Origin of the sequence: Clostridioides sp. ES-S-0005-03 (genome assembly GCF_020658455.1) — a bacterium.
In the GTDB taxonomy this organism is placed as follows: Bacteria; Bacillota; Clostridia; order Peptostreptococcales; family Peptostreptococcaceae; genus Clostridioides.
On sequence record NZ_JACVWI010000002.1, the window covers coordinates 525,242 to 550,656 of the forward strand.

22 protein-coding genes and 1 riboswitch are annotated in these 25,415 nt (G+C 29.8%); of the genes, 6 read left to right on the plus strand and 16 right to left on the minus strand.

Annotated features, from left to right (window positions below):
• Nucleotides 1-206: 206 nt before the first annotated feature.
• The 12 genes from IC218_RS11450 to IC218_RS11505 all read right to left on the minus strand — a co-directional run bounded on the left by IC218_RS11450 (nt 207) and on the right by IC218_RS11505 (nt 13,844).
• Entirely contained in the window at nt 207-1,271 is a 1,065-nt protein-coding gene (locus IC218_RS11450) for a sensor histidine kinase (protein WP_227824464.1), read from the minus strand.
• The gene (locus IC218_RS11455; RefSeq protein ID WP_227824465.1) at nt 1,261-1,953 is read right to left on the minus strand and encodes a response regulator transcription factor; all 693 of its coding nucleotides are present in this window, start codon (nt 1,951-1,953) and stop codon (nt 1,261-1,263) included. The genes IC218_RS11450 and IC218_RS11455 overlap by 11 nt, the downstream gene beginning before the upstream one ends.
• 181 nt (nt 1,954-2,134) lie before the next feature.
• Complete coding sequence (locus IC218_RS11460) at nt 2,135-2,548, minus strand: cupin domain-containing protein (RefSeq protein WP_227433735.1); 414 nt, start codon at nt 2,546-2,548, stop codon at nt 2,135-2,137.
• 115 nt (nt 2,549-2,663) lie between these two features.
• Nucleotides 2,664-3,425 (minus strand): ABC transporter ATP-binding protein, encoded by a 762-nt coding sequence (locus IC218_RS11465; RefSeq protein WP_227481883.1) that lies wholly within the window; start codon nt 3,423-3,425, stop codon nt 2,664-2,666.
• A gap of 14 nt (nt 3,426-3,439) precedes the next feature.
• The gene (locus tag IC218_RS11470; protein WP_227824466.1) at nt 3,440-4,975 is read right to left on the minus strand and encodes a glycine betaine ABC transporter substrate-binding protein; all 1,536 of its coding nucleotides are present in this window, start codon (nt 4,973-4,975) and stop codon (nt 3,440-3,442) included.
• A 364-nt stretch (nt 4,976-5,339) separates the two neighbouring features.
• Nucleotides 5,340-7,580: an ATP-binding cassette domain-containing protein gene (locus IC218_RS11475; protein WP_227824467.1), complete on the minus strand. Its 2,241-nt coding sequence runs from the start codon at nt 7,578-7,580 to the stop codon at nt 5,340-5,342.
• 257 nt (nt 7,581-7,837) lie between these two features.
• The gene (locus tag IC218_RS11480; RefSeq protein ID WP_227824468.1) at nt 7,838-8,638 is read right to left on the minus strand and encodes a PIG-L family deacetylase; all 801 of its coding nucleotides are present in this window, start codon (nt 8,636-8,638) and stop codon (nt 7,838-7,840) included.
• Between the two features lie 358 nt (nt 8,639-8,996).
• Nucleotides 8,997-9,872, minus strand: a complete 876-nt coding sequence (gene hslO / locus IC218_RS11485; RefSeq protein WP_227824469.1) for an Hsp33 family molecular chaperone HslO — start codon at nt 9,870-9,872, stop codon at nt 8,997-8,999.
• Nucleotides 9,873-10,087: 215 nt separating this feature from the next.
• Nucleotides 10,088-10,834 (minus strand): class I SAM-dependent DNA methyltransferase, encoded by a 747-nt coding sequence (locus IC218_RS11490; RefSeq protein WP_227824470.1) that lies wholly within the window; start codon nt 10,832-10,834, stop codon nt 10,088-10,090.
• The gene (locus IC218_RS11495; protein WP_227433989.1) at nt 10,821-11,054 is read right to left on the minus strand and encodes a small, acid-soluble spore protein, alpha/beta type; all 234 of its coding nucleotides are present in this window, start codon (nt 11,052-11,054) and stop codon (nt 10,821-10,823) included. The genes IC218_RS11490 and IC218_RS11495 overlap by 14 nt, the downstream gene beginning before the upstream one ends.
• Before the next feature lie 271 nt (nt 11,055-11,325).
• Nucleotides 11,326-12,444: an N-acetyldiaminopimelate deacetylase gene (locus IC218_RS11500; RefSeq protein WP_227433728.1), complete on the minus strand. Its 1,119-nt coding sequence runs from the start codon at nt 12,442-12,444 to the stop codon at nt 11,326-11,328.
• Nucleotides 12,445-12,650: 206 nt separating this feature from the next.
• Nucleotides 12,651-13,844 carry an L-serine ammonia-lyase gene (locus IC218_RS11505; RefSeq protein ID WP_227824471.1) on the minus strand — a complete coding sequence of 398 codons (1,194 nt, stop codon included), beginning with the start codon at nt 13,842-13,844 and terminating at the stop codon, nt 12,651-12,653.
• 323 nt (nt 13,845-14,167) lie between these two features.
• Between IC218_RS11505 and dapA (IC218_RS11510) the strand changes: the two genes are divergently transcribed.
• The 5 genes from dapA (IC218_RS11510) to dapD all read left to right on the plus strand — a co-directional run bounded on the left by dapA (IC218_RS11510) (nt 14,168) and on the right by dapD (nt 19,208).
• Complete coding sequence (gene dapA / locus IC218_RS11510; protein WP_227433726.1) at nt 14,168-15,049, plus strand: 4-hydroxy-tetrahydrodipicolinate synthase; 882 nt, start codon at nt 14,168-14,170, stop codon at nt 15,047-15,049.
• Nucleotides 15,050-15,126: 77 nt separating this feature from the next.
• Nucleotides 15,127-15,301, plus strand: a riboswitch (Lysine riboswitch).
• A gap of 173 nt (nt 15,302-15,474) precedes the next feature.
• A complete protein-coding gene (locus IC218_RS11515; protein WP_227433725.1) occupies nt 15,475-16,476 on the plus strand; it encodes an aspartate-semialdehyde dehydrogenase in 1,002 nt (333 codons plus the stop codon).
• 115 nt (nt 16,477-16,591) lie between these two features.
• Complete coding sequence (dapA, locus tag IC218_RS11520) at nt 16,592-17,479, plus strand: 4-hydroxy-tetrahydrodipicolinate synthase (RefSeq protein ID WP_227433724.1); 888 nt, start codon at nt 16,592-16,594, stop codon at nt 17,477-17,479.
• Nucleotides 17,480-17,546: 67 nt separating this feature from the next.
• Nucleotides 17,547-18,296, plus strand: coding sequence for a 4-hydroxy-tetrahydrodipicolinate reductase (gene dapB, locus IC218_RS11525; RefSeq protein WP_227433723.1), 750 nt, complete (start codon nt 17,547-17,549; stop codon nt 18,294-18,296).
• A gap of 195 nt (nt 18,297-18,491) precedes the next feature.
• A complete protein-coding gene (gene dapD / locus IC218_RS11530; protein WP_227824472.1) occupies nt 18,492-19,208 on the plus strand; it encodes a 2,3,4,5-tetrahydropyridine-2,6-dicarboxylate N-acetyltransferase in 717 nt (238 codons plus the stop codon).
• Nucleotides 19,209-19,473: 265 nt separating this feature from the next.
• On the opposite strand, the gene IC218_RS11535 is transcribed toward dapD, so the two are convergent.
• Nucleotides 19,474-20,463 carry an SPFH domain-containing protein gene (locus tag IC218_RS11535; RefSeq protein WP_227824473.1) on the minus strand — a complete coding sequence of 330 codons (990 nt, stop codon included), beginning with the start codon at nt 20,461-20,463 and terminating at the stop codon, nt 19,474-19,476.
• Between the two features lie 336 nt (nt 20,464-20,799).
• On the opposite strand from IC218_RS11535, the gene dapB (IC218_RS11540) reads away from it, so the two are divergent.
• Complete coding sequence (gene dapB, locus IC218_RS11540; RefSeq protein ID WP_227824474.1) at nt 20,800-21,555, plus strand: 4-hydroxy-tetrahydrodipicolinate reductase; 756 nt, start codon at nt 20,800-20,802, stop codon at nt 21,553-21,555.
• Nucleotides 21,556-21,746: 191 nt separating this feature from the next.
• Here dapB (IC218_RS11540) and IC218_RS11545 read toward each other — a convergent pair whose 3' ends face one another.
• The 3 genes from IC218_RS11545 to IC218_RS11555 all read right to left on the minus strand — a co-directional run bounded on the left by IC218_RS11545 (nt 21,747) and on the right by IC218_RS11555 (nt 25,210).
• A complete protein-coding gene (locus tag IC218_RS11545) occupies nt 21,747-23,279 on the minus strand; it encodes an exosporium protein (protein ID WP_227824475.1) in 1,533 nt (510 codons plus the stop codon).
• Nucleotides 23,280-23,402: 123 nt separating this feature from the next.
• Complete coding sequence (locus IC218_RS11550) at nt 23,403-24,620, minus strand: DUF4179 domain-containing protein (protein WP_227433718.1); 1,218 nt, start codon at nt 24,618-24,620, stop codon at nt 23,403-23,405.
• Between the two features lie 56 nt (nt 24,621-24,676).
• Nucleotides 24,677-25,210, minus strand: a complete 534-nt coding sequence (locus tag IC218_RS11555; protein WP_227824476.1) for a sigma-70 family RNA polymerase sigma factor — start codon at nt 25,208-25,210, stop codon at nt 24,677-24,679.
• Nucleotides 25,211-25,415 lie beyond the last annotated feature (205 nt).

Sequence of the window (25,415 nt, forward strand, 5' to 3'; positions counted from 1 at the left end):
AAGCCCCTATCCAATCCTCACAGTGCTGTTATATTTTAGATCTGAATTATAACAATTTCGAGATGTTTTGTGATATTTATTGAAGTGAAACTAAAAATAGTGCATATAATGTTATCTAATAAACACTATATACACTACTTCTAAGAATTTTTGATTTTATTTTCAAGTTATATATTATAAACATCAATTTTAAATAAATGCTAAGTCTAATTTTTCATATAAATATTAAATGTAGTTCCAATATTTTTTTGAGAATCTACTTTTATATATCCATTCTGTTTATTTATAATTTCTCTTGCTAAGTACAATCCAACTCCAATACCTTCTATATTCCCAACTTCTCTACTTCTATAGAACCTTTTAAATATATTGTTTATTTCACTCTCATCTATACCCATTCCATTGTCACTTATGATAATTTTAGTGAATATATCCATTTTATCAGTCTTTATACTTATCTTTCCTTCCTCATTGGTATACTTTACTGCATTTTCTATAATATTAAATAAAGCTTCACTAGTCCACTTTTTATCGTGACAAACTTCAATTTTATCATCTAAATCAATTTCTAGTAATATATTTTTTTCTTCTAATTTTAAAAACACTCCACTTAATGCACTTGCAATAGTATCACTTATTCTGCTTTTAGTCGTATTCAAAGATATAATACCAGTTTCTAACCTAGAAATTTTTATAAGTGCTTTTCCCAACCAGTCCAATTTATTTACCTGACTTTGCATGTTTTCTAAAAACAATACTTGATTCTTTCTATCTAACTCTTTTTGCATTAGAGTCTCATTATACATAGATATATTAGCTATTGGTATTTTTATTTGATGCGATATATCTGATATTAAAGTTTTTATATTTTCTTTTTCCTCTGAATACCTGCTGTTTTTAACTTCCATAACCTCTATCATATATTTAATTTTATTTTGAACTTTTGCAGTTAAAGTATCTTTATTTAAATCAAAGTGCATATTTTTATTACCCGATATAAATTCATCTATGTTATATATGATATTACTACTAAATTCAACTATGTCTTTTCTTATTTTATATACAAAAAATAACGATATAAAAAACATAGTAAATATAAAAATTAAAATTATACAATTAATATTTACAATAAATTCAGCTAAGTCAGGATGCACATATAAAATTTTGTTAGTTTGCATTCTTATTATTATTAAGGATAAACATGACACTATGAAATATATAATAGAAATGTTCTTGTAATAGTTCTTATTTAAACTTTTATTATTTTTCATCTTGTTCACCAACCCACATATAACCTATTCCATAAATAGTTCTTATGTACTTATGCTTTGATGTTTTCTGGTCTATTCTCTTTCTCAATCTATTTATATTTACAGTCAATGCATGTTCTTCCATATACTCACTATCATTGTCCCATATTGCATCTATCAATGCTTGTCTTGTAACTATTTCATTTTTATGTTGCACCAATTTCTTTAGAATTCTATATTCTATAGGTGAAAGGATTATATTTTCGCTATTTCTAGTTACAGTCATATTATCAAAATTAAATTCAAATTCTCCCTCAAATAAGACCTCTTCTTGTATTTCAACATTACATCTTCTAAGCAGTGCTTTTATTCTTTGTATCAATATGTTTATACTAAATGGCTTTGTTATGTAATCATCTGCTCCTATCTTAAATCCATTTACAATATCAGATTCCATATCACATGCTGTCAAAAACAGAATACCTACTTTTGAACTAGCTCTTATTTCTTTGCACAAGTCAAATCCATTTCCATCAGGAAGATTTACATCTAATATCATTAAATCTATTTTTTCTTTCTCAAATTTCTCTTTAGCTTCTTTTAGACTATATGTTGGTACAACTCGAAATCCATCACTTTGTAAGTTAAAACATATACCATTATTAAGCATAATATCATCTTCTACAACCATTATAGTTTCCATTTTATTTCCTCCATATTTTTTATACACATTAAATCATTGAGTTTCCTATTTTATTATACTAATTTTATTTTCTAAAAAACTACTATTCTCTTAACTTTTCATTAATTCAAAATAAAAAGAGTGTATATTTAGTAATTTTAACTAATATACACTCTTCATTTTTTATAAGTTTATAAATATTCTATTTTAGTTTACCATAGTCTTCATCAGATACAGGCTCCAACCATTCATTGAAGGCTCCCTCTGCTGGTACTTCTACAGCTAGATGCTGAAACCAACTATCTGGTGCAGCTCCATGCCAGTGTTTTACATCTGGTGGTATATTAACTACATCGCCTGCATGCAATTCCTGAGCTGGTTTTCCAAACTCTTGATAATATCCTCTACCTCCAGTTACAAGTAAAATCTGTCCACCCTTATGATGTATGTGCCATGAATTGATTGTAGAAGGAGCAAAAGTCACATTACCAATTCCCACACCCTTAGTAGTAAGCATATTTAAATAACATTCTCCTGTAAAATACTGTGCAAATGCTTTGTTCTCTTCCCCAATAGGGAAAACTGCTCCTGTACCTAAATCTCTTTCTCTATCCATATTTAATACCTCCTATGCCTCGCTTAACTATTCTTACATTTTTAGTATACGACTTAAAGTTAACTCAAGGTCAATAGCTTTTCAGTATTATCATAATTTAATTTTTAGATTAACTTTATTCTTTTAAATCATCATAACTCGTTATAGATTTTTTTACATTCAGTAATTGGTCTACAAATTGATTCGCAGGAGCATTTAAAATATTTTCAGGAGTATCATATTGTTGAATGACTCCATGATTCAATACTAAAGTTTTTGTACCCAAAATCAAGGCCTCATAAATATCATGTGTAATAAAGATAATCGTAATTCCTGTTTTTTTATGAATTTCTTTTATCTCTTTTTGTAACTGTTTTCGTGTAATTTCATCAACAGCTCCAAAAGGTTCATCCATCAATAAGATTTCTGGTGAAGAAGCTAAAGCACGTGCAATCCCTACACGCTGTTGCTGACCACCTGATAATTCAGATGGGTATCTTGTTTTCATATCATTTGGTAATCCCACGATTTGCATCCATTTGTCTACAGCATTTTTTATCTCTAACTTATTTTTTCGATTAAGGAGATTTGGCACATATGAAATATTTTCTTCAACAGTCATATGAGGAAAAAGAACACTTCCCTGCACACAATAGCCTATTTTTCTTCTTAATTTAATTAAGTCCTCATTTTTAATGTCTGTTTTATTAATTAAAATATCTCCTCCATCTGGCAAAATAAGACCATTAATCATTTTTAGAAGTGTTGTTTTTCCACTTCCAGATGACCCAATAACAGTTAAAAATTCTCCTTTTTCTATATCTAAATTTAGATTATTTATGATTGTTTTATCATTATATTGTTTTTCAATATTTTTAAATTGTATAATAGGTGTCATTATATTTCCTCCAATTATAAAAGTCCCTTTTTGTTCAAAAACTCACGTGCAACTTCTCTAGGCTCTAAATTATTATTTTCTACATCGTAATTCAATTTAGCCATCTCTTTATCAGTTAAAATATTTTTAACCATCTGAAATACTTTTGAAAGTTCTGGATGTTCCTCTAACACCTCTGAACGAATAACATTTCCACATTGATAAGATGGATAAAAGCTTTTATCATCATTTAAAACTACAACATCTGAAACACTATACTGACCATCAGTTGTAAATATAGGCATTACATCAATTTTTCCCTCATTGATTGCCTGATATTTAAGTCCAATATCTAAATCAACTGTGTTTTTAAAGTGTAAGTCATAGGTATTACATAGTGGAGTATAGCCATCTTCTCTTTCATAAAAATCATACTCTGCACCAAATGTCAATTTAGAAGATATATCTCTCAAATCTGAGATATTCTTTAATTTATACTTATCTGCAATTTCTTTTCTGACTGCCAACGCATAACTATTAGAAAAACCATACATCCCAGTCCACTGCATTTTAAGTTTAGTTTTATATTCAGATTGTAATTTCTCAAACATATTTTCAGTGTATAATTCATTTTTATTCAGTACCATATTCCATCCTGTCCCTGTATACTCTGGATAAATATCAAATTCTCCATTCTCCATAGCTGGCTGAATATTGGATGTTCCTCCGCCTACACCTTGTGTAATTTCTACTTTTAAATCTGTATTTTTTTCAATTAAAATATCCAACATTTCACCAAGAATATATTGTTCAGTCATTGGTTTTGTAGCAATATGAATAGTTTGAGTCTTTGCAGAGTTAAAAAAATAAGATGTAAAGATAGTTGTTATGAGGATAAGACTTCCTAGAATGGCAAATACTTTTTTCCTATTTTTCTTTTTTCTTTTTCTTTGTAAAAATCTTTCTACTAATCCTAGAATAAAATCAAATAACAAAGCCAATAGAGCAATAAGAATGCTTCCAGTGACTGTCATTACTGTGTTGTTTGTTGTGATTCCTCTATATATAGCTACCCCCAGACCACCAGCACCTATAAATGAAGCGATACCAGTCAATGCAATTGTCATAATAACCATGTTTCTAATCCCAGACATAATAACAGGTAAGGCTAGTGGAAGTTTTATTTTATATAGTATCTGAAAGTCTGTACTTCCCATACCTTTCGCTGCTTCAAGTATATTTTTATCTACGTTAGTAATTCCAGTATATGTATTTCTAACCATAGGTAATAATGCATATATAGTAAGAGCAATAACAGCTGTAGTATTTCCAATTCCAGATAATGGTATCAAAAAACCTAACATAGAAATAGATGGTATAGTGTATAGAAAATTGATAGTCCCCAAGATGGGCTTAGAAGACTTGTGAAATTCACTTACAATGATACCAATTGTACCACCTAAAACAATTGCAATTATTATAGAAATAATAGAAATTGTCAAATGTTCGATGGATAGTTTTATAAAAAAATCACTTCTTTCAGATAATAGCGTTAGCATATCGTTTAGCATTACTTACACTCCTTTTATGAGTTTTACTTAATAAGATTCAAATTATAAAATTATAGTTTAGTTATAGACTGCATCTTACTACACTAAGTAAATTATTCCATAAATTACATGTTAAGGTCATAATATAAAACTTTCAAGTAGACACTAAAAAGTAACTAATAGAAAATCCTACCTTGTCAATCTTCATGAAAATAATAAAAAATGTCAGAACCGTTAAAAACTTGCTATTTAAACGGATTTCTGACACTATATTTAATTAAATTTGAATATTTATCATATTATTTATTATTGTTAAACTTAACTATCATATTATATACCCATTATATTTACTCATATATCATCTATATTTATTGTATTTTATCTATTATACTATATATTTTGCTGTTAGCGATATTTTATTGTTAGACAATTGTTTTGGAGTTCCTTCAAAGATTACTTTCCCACCTTTTGTCCCTCCCTCAGGACCCATATCAATAATCCAATCTGCTCTTTTAATTATATCTATATTATGTTCAATTATGATAACTGTATTTCCATTATCTACAATCTCTTCAATTATACTTATAAAATTTTCAATGTCAGCCATATGAAGACCTGTTGTCGGCTCATCTAATATATACACTGAACTTTCCTTATTTAATTCATTAGCAAGCTTTAATCTTTGACACTCTCCTCCAGATAATGTATCCAGAGTTTGCCCTAAAGTAAGGTATCCGATTCCCATTTTTTCAATGCACTGTAATTTCTTTTTAATCTGTTTTAGACTAAAAAATTCAATCGCATCTGAAACTGACATTTCAAGAATTTCTATTATATTTTGCCCTTGAAATCTATATTCTAAAACTTCTTTTTTAAATTTTTTTCCTTCACAAATATTGCAAGTACTTTTTATACTTTCCATAAATGCAAGGTTTGTTTGTACTGTTCCAGAGCCTTTACAATTATCACAAGCTCCTTCTGAGTTTGAGCTAAACAAAGACGCTTTAACACCATTTACTTTTGCAAAACTGTTTCTTATATCGTTCATAATTCCACTATATGTTGCTAAGCTTGACCTAGAATTAGCTGATACAGGGCTTTGGTCTATTAATACAGCATCTGTATTTTGCTTTAAAAATTCATGTTTAATTAATGTACTCTTACCAGCTCCTGCTACTCCTGTCACTAAAGTTAATACACCTTTAGGTATCTTTATAGATATATTTTTTAAATTGTTTTTATTACAATCTTTAACATCTAAATATCCTCTATGTTCTCTTACATTTTCCTTAATAGAAAGAGCTTTATTTAAGGCATTTCCTGTCAATGTCCCACTTGAAAGCAACTTTTCATAACTTCCTTCATATACAACTTTACCCCCATACCTACCAGCTTTTGGACCTACATCTACAATGTGGTCTGCAATTTTAATAACATCTGGGTCATGCTCAACAACTATAATTGTATTTCCTTTATCACGTAATTTTCTTAGAAGATTATTTAATTTATAAACATCTCTTGGATGAAGACCTATACTTGGCTCATCAAAAATATACATCAAATCTACAAGGTTACTATTTAAATATTTTACCATCTTTACACGCTGAGATTCTCCACCTGATAGTGATGATGTTTCCCTATCTAAAGTTAAGTACCCTAGACCTATATCTATGATGTTATTTAGTTTTTCTAGTATTCCTTTAAGTAGAGGTTGTGCTTCTGGCTCATTTATATCTTTAATAACCTTAACTAATTCATCAAGTTGCATACTTGTCAAGTCTGCAATATTGTAGCCATTAATTAAAGATTTATATACGCTTTCATGAAGTCTTCTTCCATTGCAAACAGGACACTTGTCTTCTATAAGGAGTTTACTCAATTTTTTCTTAGTAGTCTCAGAAATTTCTCCTTCTTTACTTAGATATAGACGATTAAACTTAACCATTAAGCCTTCATATGTCATATTTATTTTTCCAGTTTCTTCTACTGTAATCTTTTCTGGCTCACCATATAAAAATTTTTTCAGCTCTTTCTCTGAATAATCACATATTTTCTTATCAATATTAAAGTATCCTGATTCGGCAAATATATTCCAGTGCCAAGAACCCACTCCGAAACCTGAAAGCAAAATAGCGCCCTCATTTAGCGATTTATTCATATCAAGAATATGCTTCATGTTAGGTATTAGTTTTTTCCCAAGCCCATGACAATCTGGACACATACCATTAACATCATTAAAGGAAAACATGTTAGCATTACCTATATGCTTGCTTCCAAATCTAGAATATAAAGCCCTTAAAAAGGAATTTACATCTGTGATAGTACCTAAGGTTGACCTTGAATTACCTCCAAGTCTACTTTGGTCTATAATAATCGGTGTTGATAAATTTTCTATACAATCAGCTTTAACTTCTCCATACTTAGGTAAAAAACTTCTTACAAAAGTACTAAATCTCTCATTTAATTGACGTTGTGATTCTTTTGCAATTGTTTCAAAAACAATAGACGATTTTCCAGAACCAGATACACCTGTAAATATAGTTATTTTTCTTTTTGGTATTTTTAATGAAATATTATCTAGATTATTTTCCTTACATCCTTTTAAAACTATAAATTCATTACCCATACTTTACCCTCCTAAATTGTTTTTATAGCAAATTATAGCACGTGACCTATCCCTTGGTTGTATACTGTAGGGTTTAAAATTTCATATAAAAAGTCTATATAAACTTATTAAGAGCATAAAAAAAGTACCTCAAAATGATTTTTAAAATCATAACTGAGATACTAAACCTTGTCTAATCATAATATATTCTTATTATCCTCAAATACTTTTTTATCATTAGTAAATAATATTTTTAAGATACCTTTATGTAAATTACTTTAATCTTCACTTAACACAGACGTAAGTTCAGGGTCATTTAAAAGGTTTTCAAAATAGCTATGTGCTGAGATATACCCTATACCATACATTTTTCGTTTTGAATTTACAACCTTATATTCATAACACGCACTTTTGACCTTACTATAATCATTAAAATTAGTTGCTTTATAAATAGCTCTTTCATTTCTTGGTATGTACTTTACATATTTTGGTTTTATAAAATACAAGTCATCTTTTATCTTACGTTCACGTTTAAGCTTCTTTAAAACTGCACCATTTTTTCTATGCATTATATGGTCATCGTACTTATAATGATGAGCTATATGAGTGACATCACCCTTAAATTTATGTTCAAAATCTAATATTGTCTTTTCCATTAACTTATAATGTGTCCCCTCTTTTTTATCTATATCAGCAAGTATAATTATATTTTGTTGTTTTACTCCAAGCTCTTTTAGTGCTGACTTAAATTCATTGTTCCTAAGCTCTTCCTTTTGCTTCCTAGTTAAATTTCTAAATTTAGTATTAGCTCTAAAAACGTTCACTCCAGAGCCATCTGATACCAACACAACATATACATTATCAGTTCCACATTGTTTTATTGCATTAACAATAGCACTTCCTCCCCATAAGACTTCATCATCTTGATGCTGTGGGTAAAATACAGCATTAGATTTAAATTTTCTGCTATTGCTCTGTGGAATAGGTGTCTCAAGTTTACCATTAAGGTTAATAGCCATTATAAATATCATAAACAGTATTAATATACTTATGACTATGTGCTTTTTTTTGTTTTCCATTCTTAAAATTTTCTCCTTTTTATCAATTCAAATATCTTGTAAATTTTTGTTGTAAATAGGTTAAAATACACAAATTATTTTACAATAATTTGTAGCTTTATACAATCTTTGACACAAGGCACAATAAACTAAAAAAGCTCTCCAATCGCAATATTACAAATACTGCAATTAGAAAGCCCTTTAATTCTTAAAATTTATTAAGTTTATCTTTCTCAACATATCTTAGATTTCTTTCTTAACATCTTTTAACATATAATTCTTATTTTTAATGGATTATATTTAAATTTCTATATTAATACTGATATTTTAATATTCCACTATTAATGCTACTATTTTAATATTCCACATTCTTTTTATTCTACATTTCCTTTAAAATTTCAAGCAACTCTTCTTCACTATACATATATTTCTCGTTACAGAACTGACATCCAACTTCTGCCTGTTTATCTTCTTCTATTATTTGAGCCAAAGATTTTTTCCCTATTGCCACTAAAGCAGTTTTCACTCTTTCCTTTGAGCACTCACACTCAAATCCAACTTCACAAGTATCAAGTACTTTAGGCTCTAAACCATCTAAAACTCTATTTAATATATCTTCTGGTAAGTTTCCTTCCTTTAACATATTAGTTATTGAAGGTAATTTAGCTACATTTTCTTCTAATTTTGCGATAGTTTCTTCTTCTGCATCTGGCATTAATTGAACTATAAAGCCTCCAGCAAACTCAACTTCATCCTCTTTTGTAAGAACACCTAAAGCTACCACTGATGGAGTTTGTTCTGACACTGCAAAGTAATAAGTAAAGTCTTCTGCAATTTCTCCACTTACTAATGGATAAGTTCCATTATATGGCTCTCTAAGACCTAAGTCTTTAATAACTTTTACAACACCTTCTGTCCCCACTGCTGCTGCAACATTCAACTTTCCATTTGGATAATCTTCAACTTCTACATGAGGATTTCCTACATAGCCTTTTACTATCCCCTTAGAATTTGCTGTTGCGATGATAGTTCCAATTGGTCCACCACCTTTTATTATTACAGTCAATTTATCACTGTCATTTTTCATCATCAATCCCATTATAGATGTTGCTGTTAATGTTCTACCAAGTGCTGCTGTTGCTACTTTTGTAGTTTCATGTAATCTTCTAGCTTCTTCTACTGTATTTCTAGTAGTTGCAACAAATGCTCTAACTTGACCATTTCCTGATGTCGCTCTTAGTACATAATCTTTCATCTGTATTCCTCCACATTTTGTTAATCATACTATTTTTCTATACTATTATTTTTTTCTATATTACTACTTTAAATTACTTTAATTTTTAATACAGAAAACTTTACCTTTTTTATTTTTACCAATAATATTTTATACCTTCATCAATAACATTTTATATTTTCATCAATAATATTTTATATTAATAACACTTCTTTTTGTACACAACAATAAAAGCTTTATTTTTTACATACAAAGAATATCCTTTGACTTTCTTCATTAGGTTTTTCAAATGTAAAATCTCCATAAGATTTTATATCCCTAAATCCAGATTTTTTAAGCATATCAATTATTTCATCCTCAGTATATGCCCTTTGTTGATGTACTTCTTCAAATCTTTCAAACTTTCCATCTTCATCTTTAATAAAAAATGTCAGTTCCATTTCAATCAAATTTTCTTCATCATCAAAGTAATTTTGCCACATATAAGCTATATCTTCTCTGTTTTCTCCATACATATTATTTCCTAATATATTGGCTAATTTATAAAATGAACTTATATCAAATATAAAGATTCCATCTTTCTTTAATAATTCATATGTTTTTGAAAATACATTTTCTAAATCATCATCATAAGTTATATAATTAAATCCATCACAAGCACAAAGTACACAATCCAAATCGGATATATCAAAGTCCAGTTCTGATATATCTTGTTGAAGTAAAACTAACTCTACGCCTTCTTTTTCTGCCTTTTCTCTTGCTACACTAAGCATTTCATCAGATATATCAATTCCAGCTATATCATAGCTCTTTTTAGTTAATGGAATTGTGAGATTACCTGTACCACATGCTAATTCTAATATATTTTTTACTTTTACACCTTCATTAGCTATTATATCTTCTATATATTTAACCCATCCATCATAATCAACTTCATTCATAAGTTCATCATATACAAACGCAAAATCACTATATTGACTCATCCTTTTTATTCTGCCCCTCCACAATCTTTCTCAGCCTCTTTTTGCGTGATGTAAGCATACCTCCAATTCTTCCAGCTTCTTTAGCTGTAAGTCCTGCCCACCCACGTTCTCCAACTTTGTCCATAAGACCTAGTTCAGAGGCTATCTCATATTTCATTATATCATCATTTGTCAATATTTTAGTATTCTTGCCATTAGTTATCTTCTTTTCTCTTTTCATATTTTCTTTCAAAAAAATCACCCCTTCTTATTTGTATTTTTGTCAATTAAAAGAAATTTATACAAATAAGTAAGGGGTATTTATCAATTCATATGTTTTTAAATGTAAGTATTTTAAATATAAGTATTTTAAATTTATGACTTTTTAAAATTATTCTTTCTAAGTATGTGTTATTTATAATTTTAATATATGTTATTTACAGTCTTACCAAAAAAATTGACCTTTTTATATAAGCTATCTACAACTTATTCATTACAAAACTGAATATATTTTAATCTATTGCTTTTTTATATTTTAATAGTTTTGCATAGACATTTAGTGCATTCACACATATTTTTTCATCAAAGTTAAAGTTTATATTATGAAGTCCATTTACAAATCCTTTTTTTTCATTTCTTGAGCCCAACATAAAGAACAGTCCTGGAACTTCTTTTTGATAATAAGAGAAATCTTCTGATATCATAAGTGGGTCTAATTCTATAGCCGTATCCTTTCCAACAGCTTCTACAAACTCTTTATACAAGTCCTTATCGTTTTTAACAGCTATATAATCATCCATAATATTTATATTTACCTTACAGTTATAAGACAATTCAAAGCCTCTAGCAAGTTCTTTAACTCTAAGTTTCATTCTCTCATACACTTCTGGATTAAAACATCTAATAGTGCCTTCCATCTTTATATTTTCAGCTATTATATTTCTTCTAGCCCCTCCTTCAATTCTACCTATAGTCAACACTGCATTGTCTATTGGACTTATATTTCTTGATACTATAGTTTGAAGTGAACTTATAAAGTTTGAAGCTATCACTATACCATCAATTCCATTTTGTGGCATAGCTCCATGTCCACTTTTAGATACTATTTCTATATCAATATCTCCTATTTGAGCCATGAAGTATCCTTCTCTTGTACCTACATAACCTTCTGGTAATTCTGGGTATATATGAAGCCCATATATCTCATCCACATTGTATTTTCTAAGCACACCTGCATCTATCAATGCTTTTGCTCCACCTGGCCCTTCTTCTGCTGGTTGGAATATAAATACAACATTATCATTTAAATCTTCTTTATTATCATTTAAATACTCAATTAATCCAAGCAATATAGTAGCATGTCCATCATGGCCACATAAATGTTTTACACCTTCTTCACTACGAAGACCATCTATATCAGCTCTAAAAGCTATATCTTTTCTTGGCCTTTTGCCTTCTATCACACCTACTATTCCTGTTTCTAAATAAACTTCATATTCAACTCCTATTTTATCAAGATAATCCCTTATATATTTTGAAGTCTTATACTCTTTTCTTCCAATTTCTGCAATAGGATTTAATGCATTCCTATGCTTGTAAAGTTGTTCTTGTAAATACGATGCCTCTCTCATGTAATCTCCTCCAAATTATAATTTATTATAAAAATATTTCTATATCTCTTATAATTAAAATATTATATAATATACTTTCATATTTAAAAATAAAAAACTAAATTGAATATAAAAATATTTTGCATTATTAAATAATTCACCATTAATAATAATTCCCCTGTTTCATAAATCAAAACAGGGGAATTATTATTGAAAAATTTTTAATTTTAGCAAGAGAAGAAGTGTTTAGCAAGTCCACCTTTTGCAGTTTCTTTGTATTTATCCATCATATCGATACCAGTTTCTTTCATTGTTTCAACGACTTGGTCCAAGGAGACAGAATGTGAGCCATCAGTTAATAATGCATACTTAGCTGCATCATAAGCTCTTTGAGCTGCCATTGCATTTCTTTCTATACATGGAATTTGAACATATCCATATACAGGGTCACAAGTCATTCCTAGATGATGTTCAAGTGCTATCTCTGCTGCATATTCAATATGGTCTATAGTACCACCCTTTAAATACGCTACTGCCGCTGCTGCCATCGAACAAGCTGCTCCAACCTCACCTTGACATCCTACTTCTGCACCAGATATTGATGCATTAGTTTTTATTATATTTCCAATTATTCCAGCTACAAGTAATGCTTCAATTATTTTTTCATCATCGTATTTATAAAAATCTTGCATTGCAAAGAATATTCCTGGTATTACCCCAGCAGAACCACAAGTCGGTGCTGTAACTATTATATTACCAGAAGCATTTTGCTCTGAAGCTGCTAGTGCATATGCATATACAAGTGTTGAAAAACTTTTATCTTCTTGATACGCTTTATAAAAATTATTTGCTCTTCTTTTTAATAATAATTTACCTGGTATTACTTCATCTGTGCTTAGTCCATCATCAATAGATTTTCTCATAGCATCTTTTATAGTTTTTATATAGTCTTTTATATCAGATGGTTCACATTCTAACACAAAATCAACTAAAGTTTTATTATTTTCTTTACACCATTTCACTATTTCATCCATAGTGTCTAGGTGATATATACTATTGCTTTTACTGTTTCTTTGACCTTCTTCTGCTATAGTTCCTCCACCAACAGAATATACAGTCCATTCAGCTGTCACATTTCCATCTTTATCTAAAGCTTCAAACTTCATTCCATTTGGATGAAAATCTTTTATTATATCTTCCTGCCAAACGATTTCAACTTTCTTTGGAGCTATAGTTTTTTCAATTATATAATCTGTTAAGTGACCTTTTCCTGTAGCAGCTAAACTACCATATAATATTGCTCTAAAACTTTCTGCATCTGGATTTTCATTTTTAAATCTTTCCGCTGCTCTTTGTGGCCCCATAGTATGAGAACTTGAAGGTCCACTTCCTATTTTAAAAAGTTCCTTTAAAGTATCCATATTATTCCTCCTAAATTTTCTATGTTAATGCTTATTATTTATTTTTACGCACATATTTATTATAACCTAAATATATTAATTATTAGTTATTAAATTCGCATAAAATTTATTTTTTATTTCCATTTTGGTATATTTTATTAAATTAATATGCATATTTTGAGAATAAAACATTTATTTTAAATTTTTTTAATATTAATATAATATAAATATCTTACTTTATACAGTTAAGATATTAACTATACCTATTAAAATTAATTAATTTGTACTATAATTATTATTGTACTTAAAAAATTAAATTTAAATAAAAAAGGAGATTTGATTATATGTTATTTAAAGGTTCTGCTGTTGCTTTAGTTACCCCATTTATGGAGGATAACAATGTCAACTTTGAAAAATTAGGTGAATTAATCGAATACCATATTGAAAATGACACAGATGCACTAGTTGTTTGTGGAACAACAGGTGAAGCTACTACTATGAGTGAATCTGAGATTTTTGCTGTAATAAAATATACAGTTGAAAAAGTCAACAAGAGAATACCAGTTATAGCAGGTACTGGTTCAAACAATACTATGTTGTCTGTTCATATGAGCCAAGAAGCTGAAAAATTGGGAGTGGATGGTCTTTTAATCATAACTCCTTACTATAATAAGACTAATGAAAAAGGTCTTAAACTTCACTTTGAAACAATAGCAAAAAGCGTTAAATTACCAATTATTTTATATAATGTACCAGGAAGAACTAAGGTAAATATAAAGCCATCTGTTGTGGCTGAGCTTGCTAAAATAGATAATATAGTTGCTGTGAAGGAAGCTAGTGGAGATTTAGCTCAGGTTGCAGAAATAGCTAAATTAGTGCCTAAAGACTTCGCTATATACTCCGGTAATGATGATACTATACTACCTCTATTATCATTAGGTGGAAGTGGTGTTATCTCTGTACTTGCTAATATATGCCCTAAAGAAACCCATGATTTAGTAACTAAATTCTTTGAAGGTGACATTGAAGGCTCTAAAAAATTACAACTTGATATGGATACTTTAATTGACGCCTTATTTATAGAAGTAAATCCAGTTCCAGTTAAAACTGCTATGAATATTTTAGGTTTTAATGTTGGAGATTTAAGACTTCCTTTAGCTGAAATGGAAGAAGCTAATCTTAATGTCTTAAAACAAGAATTGACAAATTTTGGATTTAAATTTTAGCAATATTTCTATAAATAAGTTGATTTTTTCTAAAATATGTATTATTATTAGAATAATCAAATTTTAATATCCTATTAACCTAGGGTAGAGGTAGCTGTAAATAAGAGTATCCAATAGGAGCTGGCAAGCGTTAATGATTGGAAAAAGGATTTATAGCCGAAGAAAATATTTCTTGCAATAATATTTTCTGGGATTACACATAAGATGTGTAATACTGTCACTTATTTGTATAGGTGATGAGCTACAGGGTTTACTTTGAGTGATAAACTAGACGTACAAAGTATACCTTTGTACGTTTTTTGTATATAATTAAAGTTGTTAATATAATATTAAAGTTTTTAGACATATAAAAATATTAACATATCTTACTTGTATAGCTAAAATCAAATAATGTTTTAATAATTAAAAATTGGGGTGAATTTAATATGAAAAAAGTAAATGTGGCAATAGTTGGTGCTACTGGAATGGTAGGTAGAACATTTTTAAAAGTATTAGAAGAAAGAAATTTTCCAATAGAAAATCTATTTTTATTCTCTTCTTCTAAATCTGCTGGTTCTAAAGTAATGTTTTGTGGTAAAGAATATATAGTAGAAGAATTAAAAGAAACTTCATTTACTGATAGAGGAATACAAATAGCGTTATTCTCTGCTGGAGGAAGCATTAGTGAAAAATATGCTCCAATAGCTGCATCAAATGGAATCTTGGTAGTAGATAACTCTAGTCAATGGAGAATGAATCCAGATGTTCCTTTGGTTGTTCCTGAGGTAAATCCAGAAGCTATAAAAAAACATAAAGGTATAATAGCTAATCCAAACTGCTCTACTATACAAGCTATGGTTCCTCTTAAACCTCTTGATGACAAATACAAAATTAAGAGAGTTGTTTACTCTACTTACCAAGCTGTATCTGGTTCTGGTGTTAAAGGGGTTGAAGATTTAGAAAAAGGAATGACTGGTAATCCTACTGGATTCTATCCACATCAAATTTCTTATAACTGTCTTCCTCATATAGATTCATTTACTGAAAATGGATATACTAAGGAAGAAATGAAAATGGTAAACGAAACTATGAAAATACTTGATAACTACGACTTAAAAATAACTGCAACTACTGTAAGAGTTCCAGTAAAAAATGGTCATAGTGAATCTATAAACATTGAGTTTAATAATCCATTTGAATTAGAAGACTTAGTAAAAACACTTGAAGAAGCTCCAGGAGTTGTAGTAGTTGATAATCCTGCTAAAAATGAATATCCAACTGCTGTAGAATTTGATGATAGAGATGAAGTGTTTGTTGGAAGAATTAGAAGAGACTTTAGTGTTGATAATGGTGTAAACCTTTGGGTTGTTGCTGACAATATAAGAAAAGGTGCTGCAACTAATGCAATCCAAATAGCTGAAATGGCTATATCATATGATTTAGTATAGTATACAAATTTGTATAAATATATGATTTTGTAAAATATTAATAATAAGTAAAGATAAGCATTAGAAGTAACTGTAATATAAAACACAAAACTAAAAAAGAGGGGATTGATTTTTTATGATATTTAAAGGTTCTGCTGTTGCTCTAGTTACTCCATTTACAAAGGATAGCAAAGTTGATTTTGACAAATTAGGTGAATTAGTTGAATACCAAATAGCTAACGGTACTGATGCTATAGTAGCTTGTGGTACTACTGGTGAAGCTAATACTATGACTGATGAAGAACAACTTGCTACTATTAAGTATGTTGTTGAAAAAGTTAATAAAAGAGTTCCTGTTATCGCAGGAAGTGGTTCTAATGATACTATGCACTCAGTTAATTTAAGTCAAGAAGCTGAAAAATTAGGAGTAGATGCTCTATTAATAATAACTCCTTATTACAATAAAGCCAATAAAGCTGGACTTAAACGTCATTTTGAAACAATCGCTAACAGTGTTAAACTTCCAATTATACTTTACAATGTACCTGGAAGAACTTGTGTTAATATAAGCCCTAGTCTCATAGTTGAACTTGCTAAGATAGATAATATAGTTGCTGTAAAGGAAGCTAGTGGGGACTTAGGACAAGTTGCAGAAATAGCTAGCTTAGTTCCAGACGACTTTGCTATCTACTCTGGTAATGATGATACTATACTTCCTTTATTGTCTTTAGGAGGTCAAGGAGTTATATCAGTACTTGCTAATGTTTGCCCTCAAGAAACACACGATTTAGTAGCTAAATTCTTTGAAGGCGATATAGAAGGTTCTAGAAAATTACAACTTGGTATGGATGCTTTAATCGCTGCTTTATTTATAGAAGTAAATCCTATACCAGTTAAGACTGCAATGAATTTATTAGGATTCAATGTTGGAGATTTAAGACTTCCTCTAGCAGAAATGGACCCAGCAAACTTAGAGGTATTAAAGAAAGAATTAGTTAACTTTGGACTAAAAGTTAATGCATAGTACAAATTAATGCATGATAAAAGACTAAGTTTGGTCAAAAGTTAGCCCTTAATCATAGGAGGAAATTATGTTAAAAGTTATAGCAACTGGTTATGATGGAAAAATGGGCAAGATTTTAGCCGATACTATAAGAGATGATAGTGAACTAGAATTAGTTTGTGTTGCAGCTAGAGGTATGGATAGCTGTGAAGGCAATCTTAAAATTTATGAAGATATGAATACTATAGTTGAAGAAGCTGATGTAGTTATAGATTTTTCTCATCACTCTAATTTAGATAATATTTTATCTTATGTTTTAAAAACTAAAACTCCTTTAGTAATTGCTACTACTGGATATAATGATGAAGAAATTAATAGAATACATGAAGCGGCTAAAGTTATTCCTGTATTCCAATCATATAATATGTCTCTTGGTGTAAATGTATTAGTGAAATTGGTTAAAGATGCAGCTAAATTATTAGAAGGATTCGATATAGAAATAATAGAAAAACATCACAACAGAAAAGTAGATGCCCCAAGTGGTACAGCTGTTATGATTGCTAACGCTATAAAAGAGGTTTTACCAAACGTTGAAAATAATTATGGTAGATATGGGCGTAGTGCAAAAAGACAACCAAATGAGGTTGGTATCCACGCTATAAGAGGTGGAAATATCGTTGGTGAACATGATGCTCTATTTGCTGGAGATAATGAAGTCCTTACAATAAGTCATCAAGCTCAATCTCGTGGTATTTTTGCAAGTGGTTCTATAGCTGCTGCTAAATACTTGGTTAAACAAAAACCAGGATTTTATAACATGGATAGCATGTTAGGATAGTAAAAATCTATATCACAAGTAAAAAATATAAACAAGTAAAAATATATGATATAACAAATAAATTTACTCAATATTATGCTAAAATAATAATGCTATTAAAAAATAAATAATAGTAAGTATATACTAAAGTTGATAAATTAGTATATCTGAGTATATAATAAAAGAAATATAATGAAATACAAGGAGAATTAACAAATGGTAAATTTAAACGATGCTTATGAAATAGCAAGATATATAAAAGAAGTTAAAAAGAAAACACCTGCTAAAGTATATGTAAATACTAACTCTTTACATTTCCAATCAACTGATAAATTTAAAGTATTTGGAAACAATGGTTCTTATGTATTTGTAGGTGACTATGAAGATATAATGGAAGTATTAGATAAACATGGTAACGATATAATAGATACTCATGTGGAATATGATAGAAGAAATTCTGCTATTCCTCTAAAAAATACTTTAAGTGAACATGCAAGAATCGAACCAGGTGCAATAATAAGAGATATGGTTACTATAGAAAAAAATGCTGTTGTAATGATGGGAGCTGTTATAAATATAGGAGCTGTTATCGGTGAAGGTTCTATGGTAGATATGAATGCTGTTATTGGTGCTAGAGGTACTCTTGGCAAAAATGTTCATTTAGGCGCTGGTGCTGTTGTTGCTGGTGTTTTAGAGCCACCTTCTGCTACTCCTGTTATAGTTGAAGATGATGTTTTAATAGGAGCTAATGCAGTTGTTCTTGAAGGTGTTAGAATCGGTAAAGGTGCTGTTGTTGCAGCTGGTGCTGTTGTAACTACTGATGTAGAAGCTGGTGCTGTTGTTGCTGGTTCTCCTGCTAAAGTTATAAAAATGAAAGACGAAAAAACGGCTGATAAGACTAAACTTATGGAAGACCTTAGAAACTTAGATTAATTATAAGATAATATTATTGATTAAAAGGTGTCTCTATATGAATTTAATTCATTAGAGACACCCTCTTTTTTATAGCTATCTAATTTATCTTTGTTACATCCCCTTAATTTACTTGCATGCAATTTAAACATTTTTAATTTATTGATTTTCTTACACTCTAATTAAAATATCCTTAATTTACTGATTTTCTTATATACAAGCTAAGCACTCTTGATTTTATTACATATTAATTAAATACTCTTAATTTAATGATATTACTTTTATACTAATAAATTGAGCCACTATTTACTACTGGTTGTGCATCTTTATTACCACAAAGAACAACCAATAAATTGCTCACCATAGCTGCTTTATGTTCCTCATCTAAAGTCACGACATTATTCTCACTTAAATTAGTTAATGCCATCTCTACCATACTTACAGCCCCCTCAACAATCTTTTTACGTGCTGCTATTATAGCTTCTGCTTGTTGGCGTTGTAACATAGCCGCTGCAATCTCTGGTGCATAAGAAAGGTGAGTAATTCTTACTTCACATACTTCAATTCCTGCAATATCTACCCTAGATTGTAATTCTTTTTGTAATTTATCTGCTATCTCTTGACTACTACCACGAAGAGATTTTTCATCACCATCTTCAGACACATCATATGGATAAAGTCTTGAAACATTACGAATAGTTGAATCACATTGAATTGATAAAAAAGTATTATAATTATCAACATTAAATACAGCTTTAGTTGCATCTATAACTTTCCAAATTACAACAACACCTATTATAATAGGATTTCCTAATAAGTCATTAACTTTTTGCTTTTCATTATTAAGAGTCATTGTTTTTAAAGATACTTTCTTTCCTCTTGGATTAGAGGATATATCTACTTTTTCAGTAGATGAAGATTTTGATACATTAATTCCTGATGATGTTGGATTTACTGCTGAACAAAATGGATTTACCCAATAGTATCCTTCTTTTTTTATAGTTCCATAGTAGTTCCCAAATAAAACTAGAACTATAGCTTCTTTTGGGTTAATCATTTTTAGTCCAAAGCACAGTATAAAATCTATCACTATAAATAAAATACTTAAAACTAACATAAACGAACCTATTCCAGTGAATCCATTGTCAAGTTTTATTATTCCAAAAACCATAACACCTATTGAAACTACTAAAAACAAGATAATCATTATCAAAGCTACTACTCCATTAAATGCTTTAGCATCCTTTTCTTGATAAGTTTTTTCTTCCTTTAACATAGCCACCTCTCCCATCTTATTATATTAAGTTAAGATACTTCTAATTTAATAATATCACTTTTAATGCTCAAATTGTTGGGTTTAAAATTAATACTCTAAATTTATATATTTTTAAAGATGCATCTTTATTGATTTTAATATATTAATATTGATTTTTAAGTAAATTTTATAATATACAAACTTATATTTAATATATGTTAAATATAAATAAAATTTTTTAATATCCAGCAAATTATAAGTTTATTATGACTAATATTATTTTATATAAATTATATTAGTGATAAAATAAACTTATAGAAATATAACAAATTTTTATTAATTTCATAGGAGGATTTTATGTTAAAAGTTATAATTAGTGGTTATAATGGAACAATGGGAAGAGTGTTAGCAGAATGTGTAAAAAAAGATAGTGAATTAGAGTTAGTTTGTGGTGTAGCTAGGTCTGCTGATGAAAATACTTATCATGGTGATACGAAACTTTTTAAGACAATGACTGATGTAACTGAAAAAGCTGATGTTATAATAGATTTCTCACATCATGAAACTTTGGACCCAATCTTATCATACGCACTAAAAAACAATACCTCTGTAGTATTAGCTACTACTGGATATGATGAGGATGAATTAAATAAAATAGAAAAAGCATCAAAAAATATTCCTATATTATTATCCTCAAATACATCTCTAGGTGTAAATATTTTAATAAAATTAGTTAAAGATGCATCAAAAATGTTAGAAGGCTTTGATATTGAAATCATAGAAAAGCATCATAACAGAAAGGAAGATGCTCCTAGTGGTACTGCTAATATGATAGCCAATGCAATTAAAGAGGTCTTACCTGAAAGTGAAAATAGATATGGAAGATATGGTAGAGATTGTAAAAGGAAATCAAATGAAATTGGAATACACTCTATAAGAGGTGGTAATATAATCAGTGACCATGATGTTATATTTGCAGGTGATAATGAAGTTCTTACATTAAGTCACCATTCTCAATCTGATGAAGTCTTTGCAGATGGTTCTATAGTTGCAGCTAAATTTTTAGTTGGTAGAAAGTCTGGACTTTATAAAATGTCAGATATATTAGGATAATTTTTTTATACATAATAAATCTCAATCTAGTTAAATATCCATATTTGAAAATTTGAATACTTAATAGATTGAGATTTTAACATATTTCTAAAGTTTATAACTTATATATCTTTCTTTTGCATATAAATATTCTCTTAGATATTATTTCACTTATTGTTATATAATCTAGTTTTCTTTATTTATCATATAAATTATTGTATTCTATATACTGATACATACCCAGCTGGAGAAGTACCTGTTGTTCCTGAGCCAAAGGTAAAACTTAAAGTTACTGCTGCTGCTCTAGCATCAACTAAAAAACTTAAACTTACACTTACATCTGATGAGGTAAGTGTATTTACTGCTTTTGCTACAAAGTTATTTTGAGCTGTTCCATTAAAGTTAGTCGTAATTGCCATAAACCCTGCAAGTGAAAGCGTAGCACGTATACCAAAAGATACATTATACACTCCTCCAACTGCAAGATTTATAGTACTACTTGTTGGTAAAGTTATATTAGTTCCATTTATAAATGATGAGTTAAATGTAACCAATGTGTTATTCACTAGGCTCGAAGAAGATACAGTAAATTGTGCATTGTTTGATGCTAATACTCCAGTTGCTCCTGTATTTCCTGTTGGACCTGTTGCCCCATTCGCTCCAGTTGCTCCTGTGTTTCCTGTTGCTCCTGTTGCTCCATTTGCACCTGTTGGACCTGTTGGCCCTATTGCTCCTGCTGTTCCTGCTACTCCAGTTGCTCCTGTATTTCCTGTTGGACCTGTTGCTCCATTTGCACCAGTTGCACCAGTTGCTCCTGTTGCTCCTGCTACTCCATCTGCTCCTGTTGGGCCTGTTGCTCCCACTGCTCCTGTTGCTCCTGTTGGACCTGTTGCTCCTGTTGCTCCTGTTGGACCTACTGCTCCATCTGCTCCTGTTGCTCCTGTATTTCCTGTTGGACCTACCTCTCCATCTGCTCCTGTTGGACCTGTTGCTCCTACTGCTCCTGTTGGACCTACTGCTCCATCTGCTCCTGTTGCTCCTGTTGCCCCTGTTGGACCTGTTGCTCCATCTGCTCCTGTTGGACCTACTGCTCCTGTTGGGCCTACTGCTCCATCTGCTCCTGTTGGGCCTGTTGCTCCATCTACTCCTGTTGGACCTATTGCTCCATCTGAACCTGTTGCTCCTACTGCCCCTGTTGGACCTACCTCTCCATCTGCTCCTGTTGGACCTGTTGCTCCTATTGCCCCTGTTGCTCCTGTTACTCCATCTGCTCCTGTTGCTCCTGTATTTCCTGTTGCCCCTGTTGCTCCTGTTGCTCCATCCGGACCTGTTGCTCCTGTTGCTCCATTTGCTCCAGTTGCTCCTGTGTTTCCTGTTGGTCCTGTTATTCCATTTTCCCCTGTTGCTCCTGTTGCTCCTGTGTTTCCTGTTGGACCCGTTATTCCATTTGCCCCTGTTGCTCCTGTTGCTCCTGTATTTCCTGTTGCCCCTGTTGCTCCTGTTGCTCCTGTTGGTCCTGTTGCTCCTGTTGCTCCATTTGCTCCTGTTGCTCCTGTATTTCCTGTTGGTCCTGTTATTCCATTTGCTCCTGTTGCTCCTGTATTTCCTGTTGGTCCTGTTATTCCATTTGCTCCTGTTGCCCCTGTTGCTCCTTTAGGACCTGTAGGACCAATTGGTCCTGTTGGTCCCGTTGGTCCTACATCTTGATATAAACTTGGACCTAAATTGTCTTTGTAATCATCCATATAATAAATCCTCTCTATTTTAAAATTAGAGCAATATTATATAAGTATCTAACATTGCTCTATATAATTATATGAATAGACAATTTATTATGTGATAATACATCTATTTACTTATGTCAACATCTATTTACTTATATCAACATCTATACTTTGATTTTTAAATTCTATTATATTATTAATTTCTTTACTCCAATCTTCTATTGTTGGCGTTATTTTTAGGTTTTTAACATCTTTCTTAATTTCATACTCTAAAGAAGATTCAATATAATTACCCTTAGAGTAACTTAAGTCATAACCTCCTGCTCCACTAAGTAATTCTAAATCTTTTCCTCTTCCATCTTTAAGTGCAAACTCAAGTATCTTTGGTGTATCATCACCTTTATTGAAATTATATTTGTTAGTTTTAAATCCATAAATCACTCTGATTTTCGTAGGAGAGACTCTTACTTCTTTTAAGACTAAATCCACATCAATATTTTTATTTTTTAATTTTACATTTTTATCTACATTATAAACTCTTGTATCTTTGACTATATTTGAACCATTTATACTTGTATTAAATGTCCAATTCCCGCTAAGATAGCCATTTAGGTGTTCACCCTCTACTCCTCCCATATTTCCTATCTCTATCTCTTTTGATGTTTTTATATCTTTATTTAATTCATACTCAACTTTATTTATACTTATATTTATATCATAGTCTTTATTTAAATCCACATTTTTTAGTAAATCAAAATTTTCAATATCGCCTTTTCCATCTCCATCTTTATCCAGATTATCAAGCTTACAAGTCATAACCATATTAGTAGTACCATCTTTATTTTTTTCTGATGTGGAAGGACCTGTTATTGAAACAAAATTCATATCTCCAACCTTTATTTTGATATCATCAATTCCTAAAAATCCTTCTTGTTTCTTTAATCCCAAAGCATCTTTATCAAGTTTGCTATCATCAACACTTATATTTAAAAATAATTCTCCATCGCCAAGCATAATCTCATTTAACTTTATATCTATTCCTTTATCTGTAGCAATATCATCTACAATATTTTTATAAGGTTTAAGTTCTTCAGTATCCTTATTAAAGAAATATTCTATCTGCTTTCCAAGATGTTGCATATATGCTAAGGTAGTTTCATTAGTAAATGCAGTTGAACCTAAAATAACCACTGATAATCCTCCTACTAAAGCATATCTCTTAAAATTATTCTTTTTACTATATTGAACCTTAGATTTCATTCTCTTCTTCATTTCATCTTTTTCTTTATTACTTAATACAACATCATCGTATTTTTCTATATCTATATTTGTTTCATTAAATAAATCAAATTTATCTTTCATAAAAATTCTCCTTTTATTCTATATTTTCTATATTTAAATTCTTAATTATCTTATCTCTAAACTTTCTTTTTATTTAAATGCAGCCTCAACTTCTTTCTTCCTCTTGATAATCTATTATGTAAGTTTTCAACGGTGGTTTCATTTTGTATAGCTATATCCTTTAGTGATACATCTTCTAAATAATATCTTCTAAAAATTTCTGCATCTTTATCATTTAATGTACCTATAAGGTCATTTATTTCCTCTTCAATTTCTCTCATACTCAACTCTTTATCTATATATGGTATTTCTTCATGTTCTATATTTAAATAAGTGTTACTACTTATATACTTTTTCCTATAATTAATCGCTCTGTATTTAGAAATAGAACCTATCCAGTTTTTAAAAGAGTTTTTTTCATTATCAAATTTTTCTATGTTATTCCAAATTGCCAAAAGCACATCATCAATACATTCTTCCTCATAAATTTTAGCATTCATAAGAGTCCTTCTAACTATAGATGCTATAAAATTCCCATACTCATCTATAAGCATTTCCATACCCTTTTCTTTTTTCTTTATTATATTTTTAATTATCAATTTATCCTCCAAGTTAACTCCTCCTTTGTAAAAGCTTCTACAACTACTAATACAATTAAAAATCGTATTTCCTATCAAATTTTCAAAAATTTTTTATATTTCCAAACACAGAATTAAAACTTGGATAAAACTATAAAAACAATTTTACTATGTTGGACTTATAGCTTGATATAAATAGAAGATAATTCCAAATCAGACCTAAAAATAAAAAGGTACC

Coding starts and splice junctions, on each gene's coding strand:
- IC218_RS11450 (WP_227824464.1), bottom strand. CDS start 1,271: ATGAAAAATAATAAAAGTTTAAATAAGAACTATTACAAGAACATTTCT.
- IC218_RS11455 (WP_227824465.1), bottom strand. CDS start 1,953: ATGGAAACTATAATGGTTGTAGAAGATGATATTATGCTTAATAATGGT.
- IC218_RS11460 (WP_227433735.1), bottom strand. CDS start 2,548: ATGGATAGAGAAAGAGATTTAGGTACAGGAGCAGTTTTCCCTATTGGG.
- IC218_RS11465 (WP_227481883.1), bottom strand. CDS start 3,425: ATGACACCTATTATACAATTTAAAAATATTGAAAAACAATATAATGAT.
- IC218_RS11470 (WP_227824466.1), bottom strand. CDS start 4,975: ATGCTAAACGATATGCTAACGCTATTATCTGAAAGAAGTGATTTTTTT.
- IC218_RS11475 (WP_227824467.1), bottom strand. CDS start 7,580: ATGGGTAATGAATTTATAGTTTTAAAAGGATGTAAGGAAAATAATCTA.
- IC218_RS11480 (WP_227824468.1), bottom strand. CDS start 8,638: ATGGAAAACAAAAAAAAGCACATAGTCATAAGTATATTAATACTGTTT.
- hslO (WP_227824469.1), bottom strand. CDS start 9,872: ATGAAAGATTATGTACTAAGAGCGACATCAGGAAATGGTCAAGTTAGA.
- IC218_RS11490 (WP_227824470.1), bottom strand. CDS start 10,834: ATGAGTCAATATAGTGATTTTGCGTTTGTATATGATGAACTTATGAAT.
- IC218_RS11495 (WP_227433989.1), bottom strand. CDS start 11,054: ATGAAAAGAGAAAAGAAGATAACTAATGGCAAGAATACTAAAATATTG.
- IC218_RS11500 (WP_227433728.1), bottom strand. CDS start 12,444: ATGAGAGAGGCATCGTATTTACAAGAACAACTTTACAAGCATAGGAAT.
- IC218_RS11505 (WP_227824471.1), bottom strand. CDS start 13,844: ATGGATACTTTAAAGGAACTTTTTAAAATAGGAAGTGGACCTTCAAGT.
- dapA (WP_227433726.1), top strand. CDS start 14,168: ATGTTATTTAAAGGTTCTGCTGTTGCTTTAGTTACCCCATTTATGGAG.
- IC218_RS11515 (WP_227433725.1), top strand. CDS start 15,475: ATGAAAAAAGTAAATGTGGCAATAGTTGGTGCTACTGGAATGGTAGGT.
- dapA (WP_227433724.1), top strand. CDS start 16,592: ATGATATTTAAAGGTTCTGCTGTTGCTCTAGTTACTCCATTTACAAAG.
- dapB (WP_227433723.1), top strand. CDS start 17,547: ATGTTAAAAGTTATAGCAACTGGTTATGATGGAAAAATGGGCAAGATT.
- dapD (WP_227824472.1), top strand. CDS start 18,492: ATGGTAAATTTAAACGATGCTTATGAAATAGCAAGATATATAAAAGAA.
- IC218_RS11535 (WP_227824473.1), bottom strand. CDS start 20,463: ATGTTAAAGGAAGAAAAAACTTATCAAGAAAAGGATGCTAAAGCATTT.
- dapB (WP_227824474.1), top strand. CDS start 20,800: ATGTTAAAAGTTATAATTAGTGGTTATAATGGAACAATGGGAAGAGTG.
- IC218_RS11545 (WP_227824475.1), bottom strand. CDS start 23,279: ATGGATGATTACAAAGACAATTTAGGTCCAAGTTTATATCAAGATGTA.
- IC218_RS11550 (WP_227433718.1), bottom strand. CDS start 24,620: ATGAAAGATAAATTTGATTTATTTAATGAAACAAATATAGATATAGAA.